The 14,727-nt window shown below is 54.6% G+C and carries 12 protein-coding genes; 3 read left to right on the forward strand and 9 right to left on the reverse strand.

Features of this window, described 5'->3' with window-relative positions; all coding sequences use genetic code 11:
- Positions 1-41: 41 nt before the first annotated feature.
- The 7 genes from Q3A88_RS19115 to Q3A88_RS19145 form a co-directional block, all read right to left on the reverse strand.
- The gene (locus Q3A88_RS19115; RefSeq protein WP_039287661.1) at positions 42-1,175 is read right to left on the reverse strand and encodes a Gfo/Idh/MocA family protein; all 1,134 of its coding nucleotides are present in this window, start codon (positions 1,173-1,175) and stop codon (positions 42-44) included.
- Between the two features lie 40 nt (positions 1,176-1,215).
- The gene (locus Q3A88_RS19120; RefSeq protein ID WP_010281439.1) at positions 1,216-2,247 is read right to left on the reverse strand and encodes an ABC transporter permease; all 1,032 of its coding nucleotides are present in this window, start codon (positions 2,245-2,247) and stop codon (positions 1,216-1,218) included.
- Between the two features lie 12 nt (positions 2,248-2,259).
- A complete protein-coding gene (locus tag Q3A88_RS19125) occupies positions 2,260-3,807 on the reverse strand; it encodes a sugar ABC transporter ATP-binding protein (protein WP_317178454.1) in 1,548 nt (515 codons plus the stop codon).
- Positions 3,808-3,879: 72 nt separating this feature from the next.
- The gene (locus Q3A88_RS19130; protein WP_010308444.1) at positions 3,880-4,818 is read right to left on the reverse strand and encodes a substrate-binding domain-containing protein; all 939 of its coding nucleotides are present in this window, start codon (positions 4,816-4,818) and stop codon (positions 3,880-3,882) included.
- 80 nt (positions 4,819-4,898) lie between these two features.
- Complete coding sequence (gene iolG / locus Q3A88_RS19135) at positions 4,899-5,885, reverse strand: inositol 2-dehydrogenase (RefSeq protein WP_014914760.1); 987 nt, start codon at positions 5,883-5,885, stop codon at positions 4,899-4,901.
- 754 nt (positions 5,886-6,639) lie between these two features.
- On the reverse strand, positions 6,640-8,571 hold the full coding sequence (gene iolD, locus Q3A88_RS19140) for a 3D-(3,5/4)-trihydroxycyclohexane-1,2-dione acylhydrolase (decyclizing) (protein WP_110162683.1): 1,932 nt from the start codon (positions 8,569-8,571) through the stop codon (positions 6,640-6,642).
- Positions 8,572-8,976: 405 nt separating this feature from the next.
- Positions 8,977-10,488 (reverse strand): CoA-acylating methylmalonate-semialdehyde dehydrogenase, encoded by a 1,512-nt coding sequence (locus Q3A88_RS19145; protein ID WP_014914754.1) that lies wholly within the window; start codon positions 10,486-10,488, stop codon positions 8,977-8,979.
- 326 nt (positions 10,489-10,814) lie between these two features.
- Here Q3A88_RS19145 and Q3A88_RS19150 point away from each other — a divergent pair, with 326 nt between their 5' ends.
- The 3 genes from Q3A88_RS19150 to Q3A88_RS19160 all read left to right on the forward strand — a co-directional run bounded on the left by Q3A88_RS19150 (position 10,815) and on the right by Q3A88_RS19160 (position 13,455).
- Entirely contained in the window at positions 10,815-11,672 is an 858-nt protein-coding gene (locus tag Q3A88_RS19150; RefSeq protein WP_010281425.1) for a MurR/RpiR family transcriptional regulator, read from the forward strand.
- Positions 11,673-11,719: 47 nt separating this feature from the next.
- Positions 11,720-12,025 carry a putative quinol monooxygenase gene (locus tag Q3A88_RS19155; RefSeq protein WP_317178455.1) on the forward strand — a complete coding sequence of 102 codons (306 nt, stop codon included), beginning with the start codon at positions 11,720-11,722 and terminating at the stop codon, positions 12,023-12,025.
- Between the two features lie 326 nt (positions 12,026-12,351).
- On the forward strand, positions 12,352-13,455 hold the full coding sequence (locus Q3A88_RS19160; protein ID WP_317178456.1) for an ABC transporter substrate-binding protein: 1,104 nt from the start codon (positions 12,352-12,354) through the stop codon (positions 13,453-13,455).
- An 84-nt stretch (positions 13,456-13,539) separates the two neighbouring features.
- Here Q3A88_RS19160 and Q3A88_RS19165 read toward each other — a convergent pair whose 3' ends face one another.
- Both Q3A88_RS19165 and Q3A88_RS19170 read right to left on the reverse strand, forming a co-directional pair.
- On the reverse strand, positions 13,540-14,241 hold the full coding sequence (locus Q3A88_RS19165; protein WP_317178457.1) for a phage tail protein: 702 nt from the start codon (positions 14,239-14,241) through the stop codon (positions 13,540-13,542).
- A 380-nt stretch (positions 14,242-14,621) separates the two neighbouring features.
- On the reverse strand, positions 14,622-14,727 hold a 106-nt coding region (locus Q3A88_RS19170), incomplete at its 5' end, for a hypothetical protein (protein WP_317178013.1).

Genomic DNA, 14,727 nt, shown 5'->3' on the forward strand with positions numbered 1-14,727 from the left:
AAAATCGCGTAAAAAAAGAAGAAATCACGTCAGCTGACGTATTAGCCCACCTCATCCACATTCACCCAGCGCGCCGTTTCGTGTGACTGCACGATCGCATCCAGAACTCGCGAGACTTTCCAGCCCTCTTCGAAATCCGGCCACATCGGGACGTCAGCCGCAATACCGTCGATCAAATCGCGCACCTCCACCGTTTTCTGATCGTTAAATCCAATACCGTGTCCGGCGCTGGCGCAAAAAGCCGCATAGTCAGGATGCTGCGGCCCGGTCAGCAGCGTTTTAAATCCCTGCCGGTTCTCCGGTTCGTCATGCCGATAAAGCTTCAGCTCCGCCATGCGTTCCTGCGTGTAACTCAGCGTGCCTTTCGTGCCGGTCACGACATAGGTCAGGCCCATTTTTCGGCCGCAGGCGATGCGCGACGTTTCAATCACGCCGCGTGCGCCGCTGGCGAACCGCACCATTGCATGCGCCTGATCTTCATTCTCCACCTGTACTAATTCGCTGCTGCCCGGTGCCGTCGGACGCTGCGCAATCACCGTTTGCAGGTCACCGCAGACGCTGGCGATATCACCCACCAGATACTGCGCCATGTTGACGATATGCGCCGCCAGATCCCCCAGCGCCCCCAGCCCAGCAGTTTCTTTGAAACAGTGCCAGTCGGCCGGTTTGTTCGGATCGGCCAGATAATCTTCGTTATGCGTGCCGTAAAAATGCACCACGTCACCAATCTCGCCGCTGGCGATAATCTCTTTGGCCAGCTGTGAGGTCGGGTTCTTCATGTAGTTGAAGCCCACCAGCGTTTTCACGCCCGCCTGCTGCGCGGCGTCGACCATTTCTCGGGCATCACGCGCGTTCAGCGCCAGCGGCTTTTCCGAGTAAACGTGCTTGCCGTGCTGGATGGCTGCCATCGCCATCGTCTTATGCAGAAAGTTCGGCGCGCAAATGTCCACCACGTCAATGTCTGGATCCGCCACCAGCGCACGCCAGTCCCCTGTGGAGCGCAGGAAGCCAAACTCCTGCGCCCGTCGGGCTGCCAGCTCCGGCGATACTTCTGCCAGCATCGCCTTCACCAGATTGCCTTTCAGCGGGAAGACCGTCGGTGCCTGTGCGTAGGCGATGGCATGCGCACGACCGATATAGCCGGTGCCGATTAACCCAATGCGTACATCCTTCATATCCACCTCAGTGCGAAAAAAGAGTCGGTACGGGTGCGGCTCAGATAGCGCCGCGACGGCTCTTGGCGTAGGTGTCGAACGCCACCGCCAGCACGATAATTAACCCGGTAATAATCTGCTGGTAGTAGGCCGATACGTTCATCAACACCAGTCCGTTAATCAGAATCCCCATGATGATCGAGCCGATAATGGTGCCGCTGATCCGGCCGTAGCCGCCCATCAGCGAGGTGCCACCGATGACCACCGAGGCGATGACGCGCAGCTCGAAGGTGATCCCCGCAACCGCTTCTGCGCTACCGAGACGGGCGCTGAGAATAAAGCCCGCCAGCCCGGCCAGACAGCCAATCACCACGTAAACGCTGACCAGCACACGCTGCACGTTCACCCCGGCCAGCCGCGCGGCTTCGGTGTTGCCGCCGATGGCGTACACGAAGCGGCCCCAGCGGGTTTTATGCAGCGCCAGATAACCCAGTAAAGCGACCAGTGCGAAGATCCAGATCGGCACCGAAATACCCAGGATCTCGCCTCGCCCCCACCAGCGATAGCCGGGGTCAAAACCGGCAATCGGCGCACCGTCGTTCATCACCAGCGTTAATCCACGCCAGATCGTCATCCCGCCCAGCGTGACGATGAACGGCGGCAGACGCAGTTTGGTGACACCCAAACCATGCAGGAAGCCAATGAAGGTGCCCATTGCCAGACAGACGCCCAACGCGACCAGCCAGCTCAAGCCGTACCAGGCATCCGGATCGACGGTGGTGAAGTTGTCGCCTTTAATGACCGAGGCGGCGGTAATGGCGCACACCGCCAGAATCGAGCCGACGGACAGGTCGATCCCCGCAGTCAGGATAACGAACGTCATCCCGACGGCCATGATGCCGTAGATGGAGACTTCGGTCAGAATGTTGGTGATGTTGCGCTCGGACAGAAAATTGCTGTTCTGCGACTGAAAGAAAATCAGCAGCAGAATCATGAAAATAAACACGCCGAAGCGTTCAAAAAAGGCGATTGGGTCAAAACGTCCACGCGGATTGGACGGCGTAATGCTCTTAGAAAGCGGCTGCTGGGACATGCGTCACCTCCGTTATGCTGCGTGTAATGCGTCGTGGCAAATGGCCATCATCGTCATCAGTTTTTCTTCTGTGGCGTCATCGCCATGAATTTCCCCGCTAATCCGCCCTTCACTGAGCGTGATAATGCGGTCGGAAATCGCCATGATTTCCGGCAGGTCGGAGGAAATCACAATCACGGCGACGCCCCGTTTCGCCATATCGAACAGCACCTGATGCACCTCAGACTTGGTGCCGACATCGATGCCGCGCGTGGGCTCATCCACAATCAATACCTTGGGATTCAGTGCCATACAGCGGGCAAGAATCACCTTTTGCTGGTTACCGCCCGACAGCTTGCGCACTTCCTGCTCGCTGTTCACCATCTTGATGTGCAGCGCCTGACGGTAGGCCTCAATCAGGTCGTCCTCCTTACGGGTGTCGACAAACCAGCGCCAGCGCATCAGCGACGAGAGGTTGGAAAGCGAGATATTTTCCCTGATCGACAACCCCAGCACCGCGCCCTCTTTCTTGCGGTCTTCCGGCACCAGCGCGATGCCTTGCGACAGTGCATGCAGCGGCGTGGAGGGATAATAGGGTTCGTCATCCAGCACAAATTCACCGGTAGAGAATGCGTCTGCACCAAACAGGCAGCGTGCGATTTCCGTACGTCCCGCGCCTACCAGCCCGGCAATACCGAGCACTTCGCCCGCATGCACCTGGAAGTTGATGTCTTTCAGCGCGATACCGTGTGCATCCAGCGGCGGTTTTTCCCGGCTTAAGCCCTTCACTGCCAGCCGTACCGGCTTATCCTGATGATGCGTTTCCGAAGGCGGACGGCGGTTAAACACCACGTCACGGCCGACCATCAGACGAATAATCTCCTGCACATTCGTGCTGGCAACATCGCCGGAACCGGTGTAGCGGCCGTCCTGAAACACGGTAAACCGATCGCACAGTTGGAAGACTTCGTGTAGCCGGTGCGTGACATACACCACGCTCACGCCACGCCCTTTCAGCTCGCGCACCACACGGTGCAGGCTGTCGACTTCACTGTCGCTCAGCGCCGCCGACGGTTCGTCCATCACAATCAGCTTGGCGTTCAGCGTCAGTGCTCTGGCAATCTCCACCATCTGCTGCTGTGCTACGCTCAAACGCGCAACCTGCGTCGTCGGCGCAATGTTCAGTTTCAGGTAATCCAGTACCGCTTTCGCCTCGCGATTCACCGCCAGCGCGTCCACGAATACCCTGCTGCTTTGCGGTTCGCGTCCCAGGAACATGTTCTCCGCCACGCTCATATTGGGCAGCAAATTAAATTCCTGATAAATGGTGATAATCCCCCGCTTTTGGCGCTCAACGGGCGATTCGAGCGGTAACAGCGTCTCGCCACCAAACCAGATGTCGCCGCTGGTCTGCGGCTGCGCCCCTGCCAGCGCCTTCAACAGTGTCGATTTGCCCGCGCCATTTTCTCCCAATAGCGCATGAATCTCTCCCGGTTGTACGGTCAGCTGCGCGTTGCTCAACGCCCAAACGCCTGAGAAGCTCTTTGCCAGATTGGTAATGTTCAGTAGGGGTTCCGTCATATTTACCTTCCTCCCGCAAGGCCGCGCGGACGCGGCCTGCTGAATACCTTTATTGATTACGTAGAAAACGACTTATTTACCCGCTTCGCCAATACGTTCAGCATCGTTCAGGTTATCTTTGGTAATCATGGTCGGTTGGTAGTCTGCCCCGGTGATAGGCGCTTTACTGCGGATGTTGTTGGTCAACTGCGTCAACGCAGTTGTCACCGCGTAGCCCGGACGTTGATCGGCAGTCACGGCCAGCCAACCGTCGCGTACGCGAGCCAGCGCTTCCGGCACGGCGTCAAAGCCGGTCACCATCACGTCGCCGGGTTTCAAACCTTGCCCTTGTAACGCTTCAATCGCGCCCAGCGCCATGTCGTCATTCGCAGAGAGGATCACCTGCGGGCGTTTAGGCAGCGAAGGAAAAACGCTTTCCACGATGCGCATCCCTTCTGAACGCATCCAGTTCCCCGTCTGGTCCGCGACGATGTGGTATTTGCTGCCACCCGCTTTCAGGCTGTCGCGAATCCCCTGCGTACGCTCGATGTTAGAAGACGAACCCGGTTGACCGGTCAGCAGAATGATCTCTGCACCATCTGGGAATTTGGTTTTGACATAGTCGGCAATCGCCTGACCGCCTTTATAGTTATTGGCACCAAAGTGCGGCACTGCTTTTTCCGTTTTTACCGAACGATCCAGCGTCACCACGGGCAGCTTGGCATCCTGAATATCGGTAACAGCGCTGGACACCGCGTTAACGTCATTCGGCGAGACAACAAAGCCCTGCGCCCCACGCGTAATAGCATTTTCCAAGTCGGCGGCCTGCTTCGGTGAGCTGCCCTGCCCATCCAACACCTGCAAATTCACGCCCAGTTCTTTGGCGGCTTTAACAGCGGTGCGCTGCATATGTACTTCAAACGGCATAGCGAGATTCGGCGTACTGAAAACGATTTGTTCATTTTGGGCCTGAGCAAAACCAGACAGACCCAGTGCGATGGCGATTGCGGAAACGCTGATGATCTTTTTCATATGTCTTTTCTCTGCTTCTGTTATGAGTATGGGTGTAGGGTTGAAAGCAGGTAAAACGCGATGTGCCGATGCCGATACGGTTACACGGCGACCTCCTTGCCTTGAGCCAATGATTCAAAGGCTTTATCCGCCAGATTCAGCGCACGCTCGCCGTCCAGCCCGGAGCATTCCGGCTGCGTGCGGCCATTCAGCACGTCGACAAAGTGCTGCCACTCTGCCGCGTAGGCGGCGTGATAGCGTTGCAGGAAGAAGTATTCGGGTTTCGCCGCCAGACAACCGTCGTCAGTCCACTGCTCAACCACGTTTTCGCGGATGTTGCCCGCGCTGAGTACGCCTTTCGCGCCATGCAGTTCGAGGCGCTGATCGTAGCCGTAGCCGGAGCGGCGGCTGTTGACGATGGTCGCCATCGCGCCAGAGGCGAATTTCAGCACGATGAATGCGGTATCGATGTCGCCCGCTTCACCAATCGCCGGATCGACCAGATTGCTGCCTTGCGCAAAGACCGACACGGGTTCTTCGCCCATAATGAAGCGCGCCATATCAAAATCATGGATCGTCATGTCGCGGAACATCCCGCCGGAAACGCGGACGTACTCGGCAGGCGGCGGCGACGGATCGCGAGAGATAATCAGGAGAGATTCCGGCTTGCCGATGCGACCTTCGCCAGCCAGCGTTTTGACGCGGCGGAATTGCGGGTCGTAGCGGCGGTTGAAACCGACAAACAACGGCACGTTCTGCTGTTTGACGACGGTCAGGCAATCGCGAACGCGAGCAATATCCAGATGCACCGGTTTTTCACAGAAAATGGCTTTGCCATGTTTGGCGGCCAGCTCAATCAGGTCGGCGTGCGTGTCGGTCGCGGACGCAATCAGAACGGCGTGTACCGCCGGATCGTTCATAACTTCATCCACGGTTTGCACTTTGGTATGGTAGCGTTCAGCCAGCGCCGTGGCATTGGTTGGGTTGGGATCGACCACCGCGTACAGGTTGGTTTCTTTGTGTGCCGCGATGTTCACTGCATGGACCTGACCGATGCGGCCCGCGCCCAGTAAAGCGATGTTAAACATAGGTGCTCCCTTGCTGCCTGAGTGGCGTTTAATGCCAGACTGAAAAAGTGACGGATAACGGCTAGTCGCATTCTCCCCAGCCCCATCATCACCCGCTCTTTACCGCGAATCCTGATAGGTAAAATAAAACATTTATTTCAGTTTTGTATAAATTGAAAATTATGTTTTTGCGCGCCAGTTAACATTTTCATGACATCTTCGCTGTTTTCTGCAACCCCAATCACACATCTAATGAGTATGTCTGTGGCGGTATACCGGAATGTCAGAGGAACGGTCAGACGCTAGCGCACAGCAGGAAGGAAAATGAAACCACGGTTTGAAAATGAAATGAATGTTTCATATTGGTTCAGGAGTATAGGGAAGGATTAGGCAACACTACAGATTGCAAACTTCATCTGCACAGGCTGTCTCTTCATCACATTTTATGCAGATTCAGAGACCGTTTCGTGCGCTACAATACAGCTATTCCATGCCACCTCGTAGCACGCGCCCGACACAGGGCGGCTCAGTTGCCGTCGCCCTGTGAACCCTGGCTTCCGGCTAAATTATGTCGCTGCGCGATGCCTTCGTCGGTATCAGGCTTAGAGGACCGCTTGCGACACGTTCCATACGTGGCGCAAGCTTTCGCCGCGTCCATGCGGCTCATCCTAAGCCTGCTATCTCCTCAGCATAATTTTTTACGCCGGATAACACCCAACACAACTAGCGACCCTACATCATGGTGACTAAGAGACAGTGATACAGGGGAGATCACCTAATACTGCCGTGCGCGGGAAAGCGCGGCTTTCACGTTATTGGCCGCAGACTCAATCTCCGGGTTATCAGCAACCTGCGCCGTGCCAGTGCGCCACCAGGATTCATAGCCGTGCGTCATGGTCTTCGGCAGTACCTTGATATCGAGCAGCACCGGCCCCGCATGCTGGCGTGATTCCGTCAGCGCCTGCCTGAGCGAGGCTTCATCATGTACCCGCCACGCTTTGCAACCGTAGCTTTCCGCATTCTTGGCAAAATCCACCGGAATAAGCGCACCGCGCAGTTGCCCCGATTCCGCATCTCGATAGCGATTTTCCGTACAGAAGCTGCCCATTCCCTGACTCATTTGCAGGTTGTTGATACAGCCAAAGCCCGCGTTATCGAACAGCAGCACGGTGATTTTTATGCCCTCTTGCACCGCCGTTTGCAGTTCGGTGTGAAGCATCAAATAGGAACCGTCGCCGACCATCGCGTAGACGGGCTGTTGCGGTGCCGCAAGACGTGCACCAATCGCTGCCGCAATTTCGTATCCCATGCACGAGTAGCCGTATTCCAGATGATAGCTGTCCGGCGTTTTCACCTGCCACACGCGCTGTAGATCGCCCGGCAACGAGCCCGCCGCGCCCACCACAACCGCGCTGTCTTCCAGCTCTTCATTCAGTATGCCCAGCACGCGCGTTTGCGTCAGATGGGTATTCAACATCTGGCGATATTCATCCAGCTTGTCTTCCAGCCCATCCACCACTTCCGGCACTAGTTCGCCTTTGTCCTGCACGGTAAACAGCCGCTGTAGTTCGCGCTCCCATTCCGCACGAGCCTGATCAACGGCCTGCTGCCAGCCGCTACGATAAGACGCCGTCGCCAGCCGTTCGGTCAGCGCCTCCAGCCCGACACGCGCATCGGCGATCAGGGGCAGCGCATCCAGTTTTAACGCATCGAACTCGGCAACGTTGAGCAGTAAAAATTCGACGTTCGGGTTCTGAAACAGCGATTTTGAGCCGGTAGTAAAATCGGTTAAACGCGTCCCGACGCCGATAATCAGATCCGCCTCTTGCGCCAGCCGATTCGCCGCCAGCCCACCCGTCACACCAATACCGCCACAGTTCAGCGGATGTGAGGAAACAATCGCACCTTTACCCGCCTGCGTTTCGCCAAACGGAATCGCAAACTGCTCAGCAAACTGCGCCAGCGCATCATGCGCGCCGGAATAACGTACACCGCCGCCGCAAATCAGCATCGGACGGCGCTTGCTCGCAATCAGCGCCGCCGCCTCATCCAGCCGTGCCGCATCCGGCGGACGGCGTTCAAGATGATGGACGCGCTTGCGGAAAAAGGATGTCGGATAATCCCAGACTTCCGCCTGCACATCCTGCGGTAAACACAGCGTTACCGCGCCAGTATCTGCCGGATCGGTCAGCACACGCATGGCATTAATCAGCGCACTCATCAGCTGTTCAGGGCGATTAATGCGATCCCAGTAGCGGGAAACGGGTTTGAAGCAGTCATTGGTGCTAATCGACAGATCGTGATATTGCTCGACCTGCTGCAAAACCGGATCCGGCTGGCGGCAGGCGAAGAGATCGCCGGGCAGCAGCAGTACCGGAATACGGTTGGCGGTGGCGGTCGCCGCAGCAGTGACCATATTTGCCGCCCCCGGCCCCACCGATGAGGTCACCGCATAGATTCTCCGCCGCTTGTGCTGTTTAGCGAATCCGACAGCGATGTGCGCCATTCCCTGTTCGTTGCACCCCTGATGCACGGTGAGACGATTCGCCTCCTGCTCCAGCGCCTGGCCGATGCCCAGCACATTGCCGTGACCAAAAATGGTCATGACGCCCTGCACAAAGGGGGATTCTTCACCGTCTACGCTGAGGTATTGCTGGTTGAGAAACCTGACCAGCGCCTGCGCCATGGTGATGCGACACGTATCCATTGATCTACTCCTACCTGTTTTATCCAGACGGCTAGCCACCGTGCTGGCCATAGAAACGATTTCTATGTCAGTCGGCATAAAGTTTCGTGCGTGTTGCGCAAATCACTTCTTTTCCACACTGCTGCACACGCCCGACATGGGGCAGCTCAATCGCCGCTGCCCCATGACCCCAGGCTTCTCCACGGGAAATTGCGTCGCTACGCGAGACCTTCGGCGTTCGTGCCCGTAGCCGGGCCACCAGTGACGCGCTCCAGACGCGGCACTGGCTTTCGCGACATCCTTGTCGCTCACCCGACGGTCACGCCACCTCAGCGCAATTTTTTACGTGAAAGAAAAAACAATAAAAATCTGCACTGCTATTTATCGTAATGAACCAGCCGAAGTTTTAGTTCTTTCATAACATCTTCACTCTAACGTGGGCATGACGAAGCTGCTGGTGTGGTGTTCCAGACGGACGCTGGCGGGCCAGCGGCTGGTGACGGTTTTCATGCGGGTGTAGAAGCGCACGCCGTCATTGCCGTGGACATTCAGCGGCCCAAAAATGGAGCGCTTCCAGCCGCCGAAGCTGTGGAACGCCATCGGTACCGGAATCGGTACGTTCACGCCGACCATACCGGCCTGTACCTCTTCGCAGAACTGACGCGCCGTTTCACCATCGCGGGTAAAAATAGCGGTGCCGTTGCCGTATTCATGGTTGTTAATCAGTGTTACCGCCGTCTGATAATCCGGCACGCGCACCACGGACAGCACCGGGCCAAAAATTTCTTCCTGATAGATCTTCATCTCTGGCGTGACGTTGTCGAACAGCGTCGGCCCGATAAAGTAACCTTGCGGGTGCCCTTGAACAGACAGCGTGCGACCATCGATACGCAGCGTCGCACCCTGATCGACACCGCTTTGAATATAGTCGGCAATCTTCGCCCGGTGCGGTGCGCTGATCACTGGCCCCATTTCATTTTCCTGCCCGTCCACCAGACCTGGCCCGACGCGCATTGCTTTGATCTGTGCACTCAGACGCTGATGCAGCGCTTCCGCCGTGTCATCACCAACGGCGACCACCACCGACAACGCCATACAACGCTCGCCCGCTGCACCAAACGCCGCGCCCATAATCGCGCTGGCGGCCATGTCCATGTCAGCATCCGGCATCAGGATACAGTGGTTTTTCGCCCCGCCCAGCGCCTGACAGCGTTTACCGTGCGCCGACGCCGTCTGATAAATGTATTCCGCCACCGGCGTCGATCCCACAAAGCTCACCGCCTGCACGCGCGGATCGGTCAGCAGGACGTCCACCGCTTCTTTGTCGCCCTGAACGACGTTAAACACACCGTCCGGCAGACCCGCTTCTTTCAGCAGTTGCGCTAACAGCAGCGAGAGCGACGGATCTTTCTCCGACGGCTTAAGCACAAAGGTATTACCGGTCGCCAGCGCAATCGGGAACATCCACATTGGCACCATCGCCGGGAAGTTGAACGGCGTAATCCCGACGCACACGCCGAGCGGCTGCATGAGTGAATGGCTATCCACTCCGGTACCGACATTCGCCGAGTGTTCACCTTTTTGCAAATGGGGAATACCACAAGCAAATTCAACGACTTCCAGACCGCGCGTCACCTCCCCCACGGCATCGGAATAGACCTTGCCGTGCTCCTGTGAAATCAGCCGGGCCAGCGTATCCATACGTTCTTCCAGTAGCGCTTTGAAACGAAACAATACGCGTGCACGGCGCAGCGGAGAATGTTTTGACCACGCAGGGAATGCCGCCGCCGCGCTGGCAATAGCCTGCTCGACTTCCGCCTTATCAGACATCACAACCTGGCGAATCTGCTCGCCCGTCGCAGGGTTGTAAACCGCGGCGTAGCGCTGGCTGTTGCTGGAGGCAATCGCCCCCTGAATGAAGTTAGATACGGTTTCCATGTTTACACCTTTGTGGGTTTTGAGGAGACAAACGGCTGCTATCGGATTACAGTATATGAAATGAACATTCCATTTAACGTAAAAATAAAATAAATATTGATTATTGTGATCCGCTGCGAATTTTTATGTAAACTTGAAGACAGCTGTCCATAAAGGCAGGCGAGCAGCCTATGAAAATAGTCTTATCGATAAAGGTGTGCCGCCGGAAATGTCGTACAGATAAAACAGCCGTATCCAGAAATGAATTTTCTGTTCCGTTTCAGGCGCCAGTCATGCAATCGCCCTAATGGGATAGGTTCTTATACGTCTTTGGGAGATAACCCGATATGCCCATGGCAACCAGCCTGAGAGAATTACAGGAACAGATCCGCGAGCGTTATGATTCGCTCAGCAAGCGGTTACAGCAGGTGGCGCACTATGTGCTGGATAACACCAACAGCATCGCTTTCGATACCGTCGCAGTGATCGCCGAGCGTGCTGACGTTCCCCCCTCAACCTTGATTCGCTTCGCCAACGCTTTTGATTTCAGCGGTTTCAACGAAATGAAACAGCTGTTCCGTATGAATCTGGTGGAAGAAACCGCCAGCTATACTGACCGGGCGCGGCTGTTTCGAGCGATGGAAGCTGATGCCGTGCCAGAAACGCCGCTGGATATTCTGCATGAGTTTGCCCGCTCAAACGCGCAGGCGATGCAACAGCTAGCGGCACGTACCCCGCAAGAGGATCTGCAAAAAGCCGTCGATTTGCTGGCTCAGGCGGAAACGATTTATATCGTCGGGCTGCGGCGCTCGTTCAGCGTCGCCACTTACCTCACCTATGCGCTTAGTCATTTGGAAAGCAGCCCCATTCTGGTCAACGGGCTGGGAGGCATGTTTCGCGAACAGCTCAGCCGTGTCAGTTCACGCGATGTGGTGGTTTCCATCAGCTTCTCGCCCTACTCACAGGAAACCGTGATGGTCAGTGAGATGGCCGCGAAGGCCGGCGCGCGGCAAATCGTCATTACCGACAGTCAGATCAGCCCGCTGGCGACGCTCAGTGACGTTTGCTTTGTGGTGAAGGAAGCGCAGGTTGATGCGTTCCGTTCACAGTCCGCCACGCTGTGTTTGGTGCAATCGCTGATGGTATCGCTGGCCTACCGACAGGGAAACGGCGCAGATCAGAGTGAAAAACAGCAGCGCGGCTAGCCGGAACCGTTTAACCAGCAGGACAACCATGTAGGGAGAGCCATTTTATGCTTAAAGTGATCGCACAGGATTTTATTAAGCCTGAGTGCATTGAGGTAGTCATGCCGCTGTACCGCGAATTAGTGGAGAAAACCCGACAGGAGCCGCTGTGCATCTCCTATGAGCTTTTTATCAATCAGAAAGATCCAGGGCATTTCACCTTTATCGAAACCTGGCCGGATAGAGCAGCGCTGGATATTCACTGCCAGACTGAGCACTTCCAGCGGCTGGTTCCGATGATCAATAGCCACCAGCGCGCCGAGTGCACCTTCCTGCTGATGGATGCGTTCGACAGTACTCTCGACGCCGCTTGAATTAATCCTATTTTAGGTCGCAGGGCGGCCTAAATATCGCCGTAATTCCCTGTTATTGTGCTTCCTTTCACGCCAAAATTTAATTCATTTATTTTGAATTAAAATCTCAATTTTTTCTCATTTAACATTATTCACAACCGGATAACATACGCAAGCCCGCAGATAAAAAGCGGATTAATCGTCATCTCAGCGGGGTAATAACTATCAAACAAATTAAATAACTTGATAATCATTTAATGATTCTGCCTATGCATGCTTATCCTGACCAACAGCCATAAAGGATAAAAAGCGCGTCGGTAGAGACGGCTCTCATTCAGGAGGAATCGATGTTTAAAATAAAACAGGTGGTCGCATTTACGGCACTGATGGCGACGGCAGCGGCCAGCTATGCGGCAGTAGAGGCCGATAAGCGTCCGATCAATGAGCTTTATCAGAACGCGCTTCGGGAAGGCGGTATTGTGACCGTCTATGCAGGCGGTGACACACCGGGTCAGCAGGATGGCATCAAACAAGCGTTTGAAAAACGCTTTCCGGGCATGAAACTCAATGTCATTGTGGATTACAGTAAATTCCACGATGCACGTATTGATAATCAGCTAACGACCAAGACGCTGGTGCCGGATGTGGTACAGCTACAAACCTTGCAGGATTACCCACGCTGGAAAAAAGAAGGCGTGCTGCTGAACTACAAACCTATCGGCTGGGACAAAGTGTACCCTGCGTTTAAAGACAAAGACGGCGCCTGGACTGGCGTATTTGTCGATGCGTTCAGCAACGTGGTCAATACCAAGCTGATTGCCGAAAATGCCTGGCCGACAGAAGCCAATGACTATTTACGTCCCGATCTGAAAGGCAGCATTGTCTTAACCTACCCGAACGATGACGACGCCGTGCTGTTCTGGTTTAAGCAGGTCGTCGATAAATACGGCTGGGAGTATGTTGCTAAATTCAAAGAGCAGAATCCGGTTTATGTTCGCGGTACGCAGGCTCCCGCAGACGATGTGGAAAGCGGTAAATCAGCGGCGACCTTCTCAACCGACGGTGCACTGGCTCCCGATCAAAACGCGAATTCACGCTTCGTTCTGCCCAAAAGCGATCCGTTTGTTTCCTGGGCACAGCGTGCCGCCATTTTCAAACAGGCTAAACACCCGGAAAGCGCCAAGCTGTATCTGAGCTGGCTGCTGGATAAAGAGACGCAGAGCAATGTCTGGTATATGTGGTCGGTGCGTACTGACGTGGCACCACCCGCTGGCTATAAGCCTATCTGGGAATATAAGAATACCAGCCCACAGGCTTTTGCCGACTTCATGAGCGATCGTGCCGCAGTAGAGTCATTCCGTGCCCAGATCGGTTTGTACCTCGGCGAAGTGAAAGGTGAGCCGTCCCCGGGTAATCTGGGGCTGCATCCTAAAGAAGCCTTGCCTCATTAATATGTTATTTGTGTTCTGATTATTCTGCGATAACCCCGTCTTCCGACGGGGTTATTTTTGGACTTACTTTTTGTACAGCGATAATTATGGGCGAGGTGGATAAATTCCATTTAACGCAATGCAGGCTCTTAATGCGGTTTGAGGCGGAATATTAGAAACAGGTAGTGAACTGCCGCTATTACCTAAGGTGACCGAACCACCAGCGCCAGTTATTTCTCCTCCGCTGACACCCGCCAGCGGAACCTGTGTAGTCGCAGCCCCCGGTGCCGCATAAATAAGCGCTGCAGGTTTATCAGGCGTGGCTAGCTGGTTAGCTGCCTTGGTAGGCGTATTTGACGTGCCCTTATCTGTCGTTGCGTTGATGACAACAGGATTCTGCGTGCCTGCGATAGGCGTGAACGTCGCTACATGACTGTGAACAGGCATTTGAGAAACGGTCAGCGTGTTAGTTTCCTCTCCACGTTTCTCCCCAAAGACAACGTTTGTCAGCCCAGGCCCTTGACCTAACCCAATCGGGCTTCTGCCACGTAAGTCTGGAATACCGAACGTTGCACGCCCATCCCCTCCATAGGTGGTCCCCACAAGACTGTATAATGCCTGATAACTATTAATAGGTAAGACCTGTCCCAGCGCTTCAGCATAGTTATTCGGGCAATAACTTGCGGCAGTATAACAAATAGACCCCGTGTAATCCTCAGTGCCACATGCTTGTGCTACTTGAGCAACAGAAAACAGAGAAAGCCCCGTTGCTGCCATACATAAATACGTTTTCAGACCACTTTTCATATGAATTTTCCTTATGCCATCCCATTGATAATCACGACAGGGTTTCCCCTCTCAGATAAAAACGGCGGTAATAAAATAGTCGTTAAATCATATCGGCGATATTTATCATCGATTTATTGGCTTAATTATTTATGTAAAACTCGAATTTCATTTCATGAATCCATACAAAGAGAAATAAAAGCCACAATAAAAATAAATTAATAAGAAAAAGAAAATATAGAATTATCGTGATGACTATTTAATGAATTCCGATAGAGATTTAAAAAATCAACATCTCATGGAATGCTTTTCAAGAAGAATACCGTGATGGGAGCGGAATACTATCCGCCATATGGCTATGAAAATACACTTAGGCTATTCGGCCTAAATAGCTTTGCATATTACCGCTCCACTTTAGCCAAACCATGTTGATTTCCGGGGAACGGCGAAGCGGCATTCATAAATCGCTTTACCTGTTCCAGTAACTGCCACATATACCGGCACTGA

The organism is Pectobacterium sp. HCp5_1, assembly GCF_032905925.1.
GTDB classification, from domain to species: Bacteria; Pseudomonadota; Gammaproteobacteria; order Enterobacterales; family Enterobacteriaceae; genus Pectobacterium; species Pectobacterium brasiliense_A.

Excerpts from the sequence above, each read along its gene's own strand:
- Q3A88_RS19145 (WP_014914754.1), bottom strand. The coding sequence starts at position 10,488 with ATGGAAACCGTATCTAACTTCATTCAGGGGGCGATTGCCTCCAGCAAC.
- Q3A88_RS19165 (WP_317178457.1), bottom strand. The coding sequence starts at position 14,241 with ATGAAAAGTGGTCTGAAAACGTATTTATGTATGGCAGCAACGGGGCTT.
- Q3A88_RS19150 (WP_010281425.1), top strand. The coding sequence starts at position 10,815 with ATGCCCATGGCAACCAGCCTGAGAGAATTACAGGAACAGATCCGCGAG.
- Q3A88_RS19155 (WP_317178455.1), top strand. The coding sequence starts at position 11,720 with ATGCTTAAAGTGATCGCACAGGATTTTATTAAGCCTGAGTGCATTGAG.
- Q3A88_RS19125 (WP_317178454.1), bottom strand. The coding sequence starts at position 3,807 with ATGACGGAACCCCTACTGAACATTACCAATCTGGCAAAGAGCTTCTCA.
- Q3A88_RS19160 (WP_317178456.1), top strand. The coding sequence starts at position 12,352 with ATGTTTAAAATAAAACAGGTGGTCGCATTTACGGCACTGATGGCGACG.
- Q3A88_RS19115 (WP_039287661.1), bottom strand. The coding sequence starts at position 1,175 with ATGAAGGATGTACGCATTGGGTTAATCGGCACCGGCTATATCGGTCGT.
- iolD (WP_110162683.1), bottom strand. The coding sequence starts at position 8,571 with ATGGATACGTGTCGCATCACCATGGCGCAGGCGCTGGTCAGGTTTCTC.
- Q3A88_RS19120 (WP_010281439.1), bottom strand. The coding sequence starts at position 2,247 with ATGTCCCAGCAGCCGCTTTCTAAGAGCATTACGCCGTCCAATCCGCGT.
- Q3A88_RS19130 (WP_010308444.1), bottom strand. The coding sequence starts at position 4,818 with ATGAAAAAGATCATCAGCGTTTCCGCAATCGCCATCGCACTGGGTCTG.
- iolG (WP_014914760.1), bottom strand. The coding sequence starts at position 5,885 with ATGTTTAACATCGCTTTACTGGGCGCGGGCCGCATCGGTCAGGTCCAT.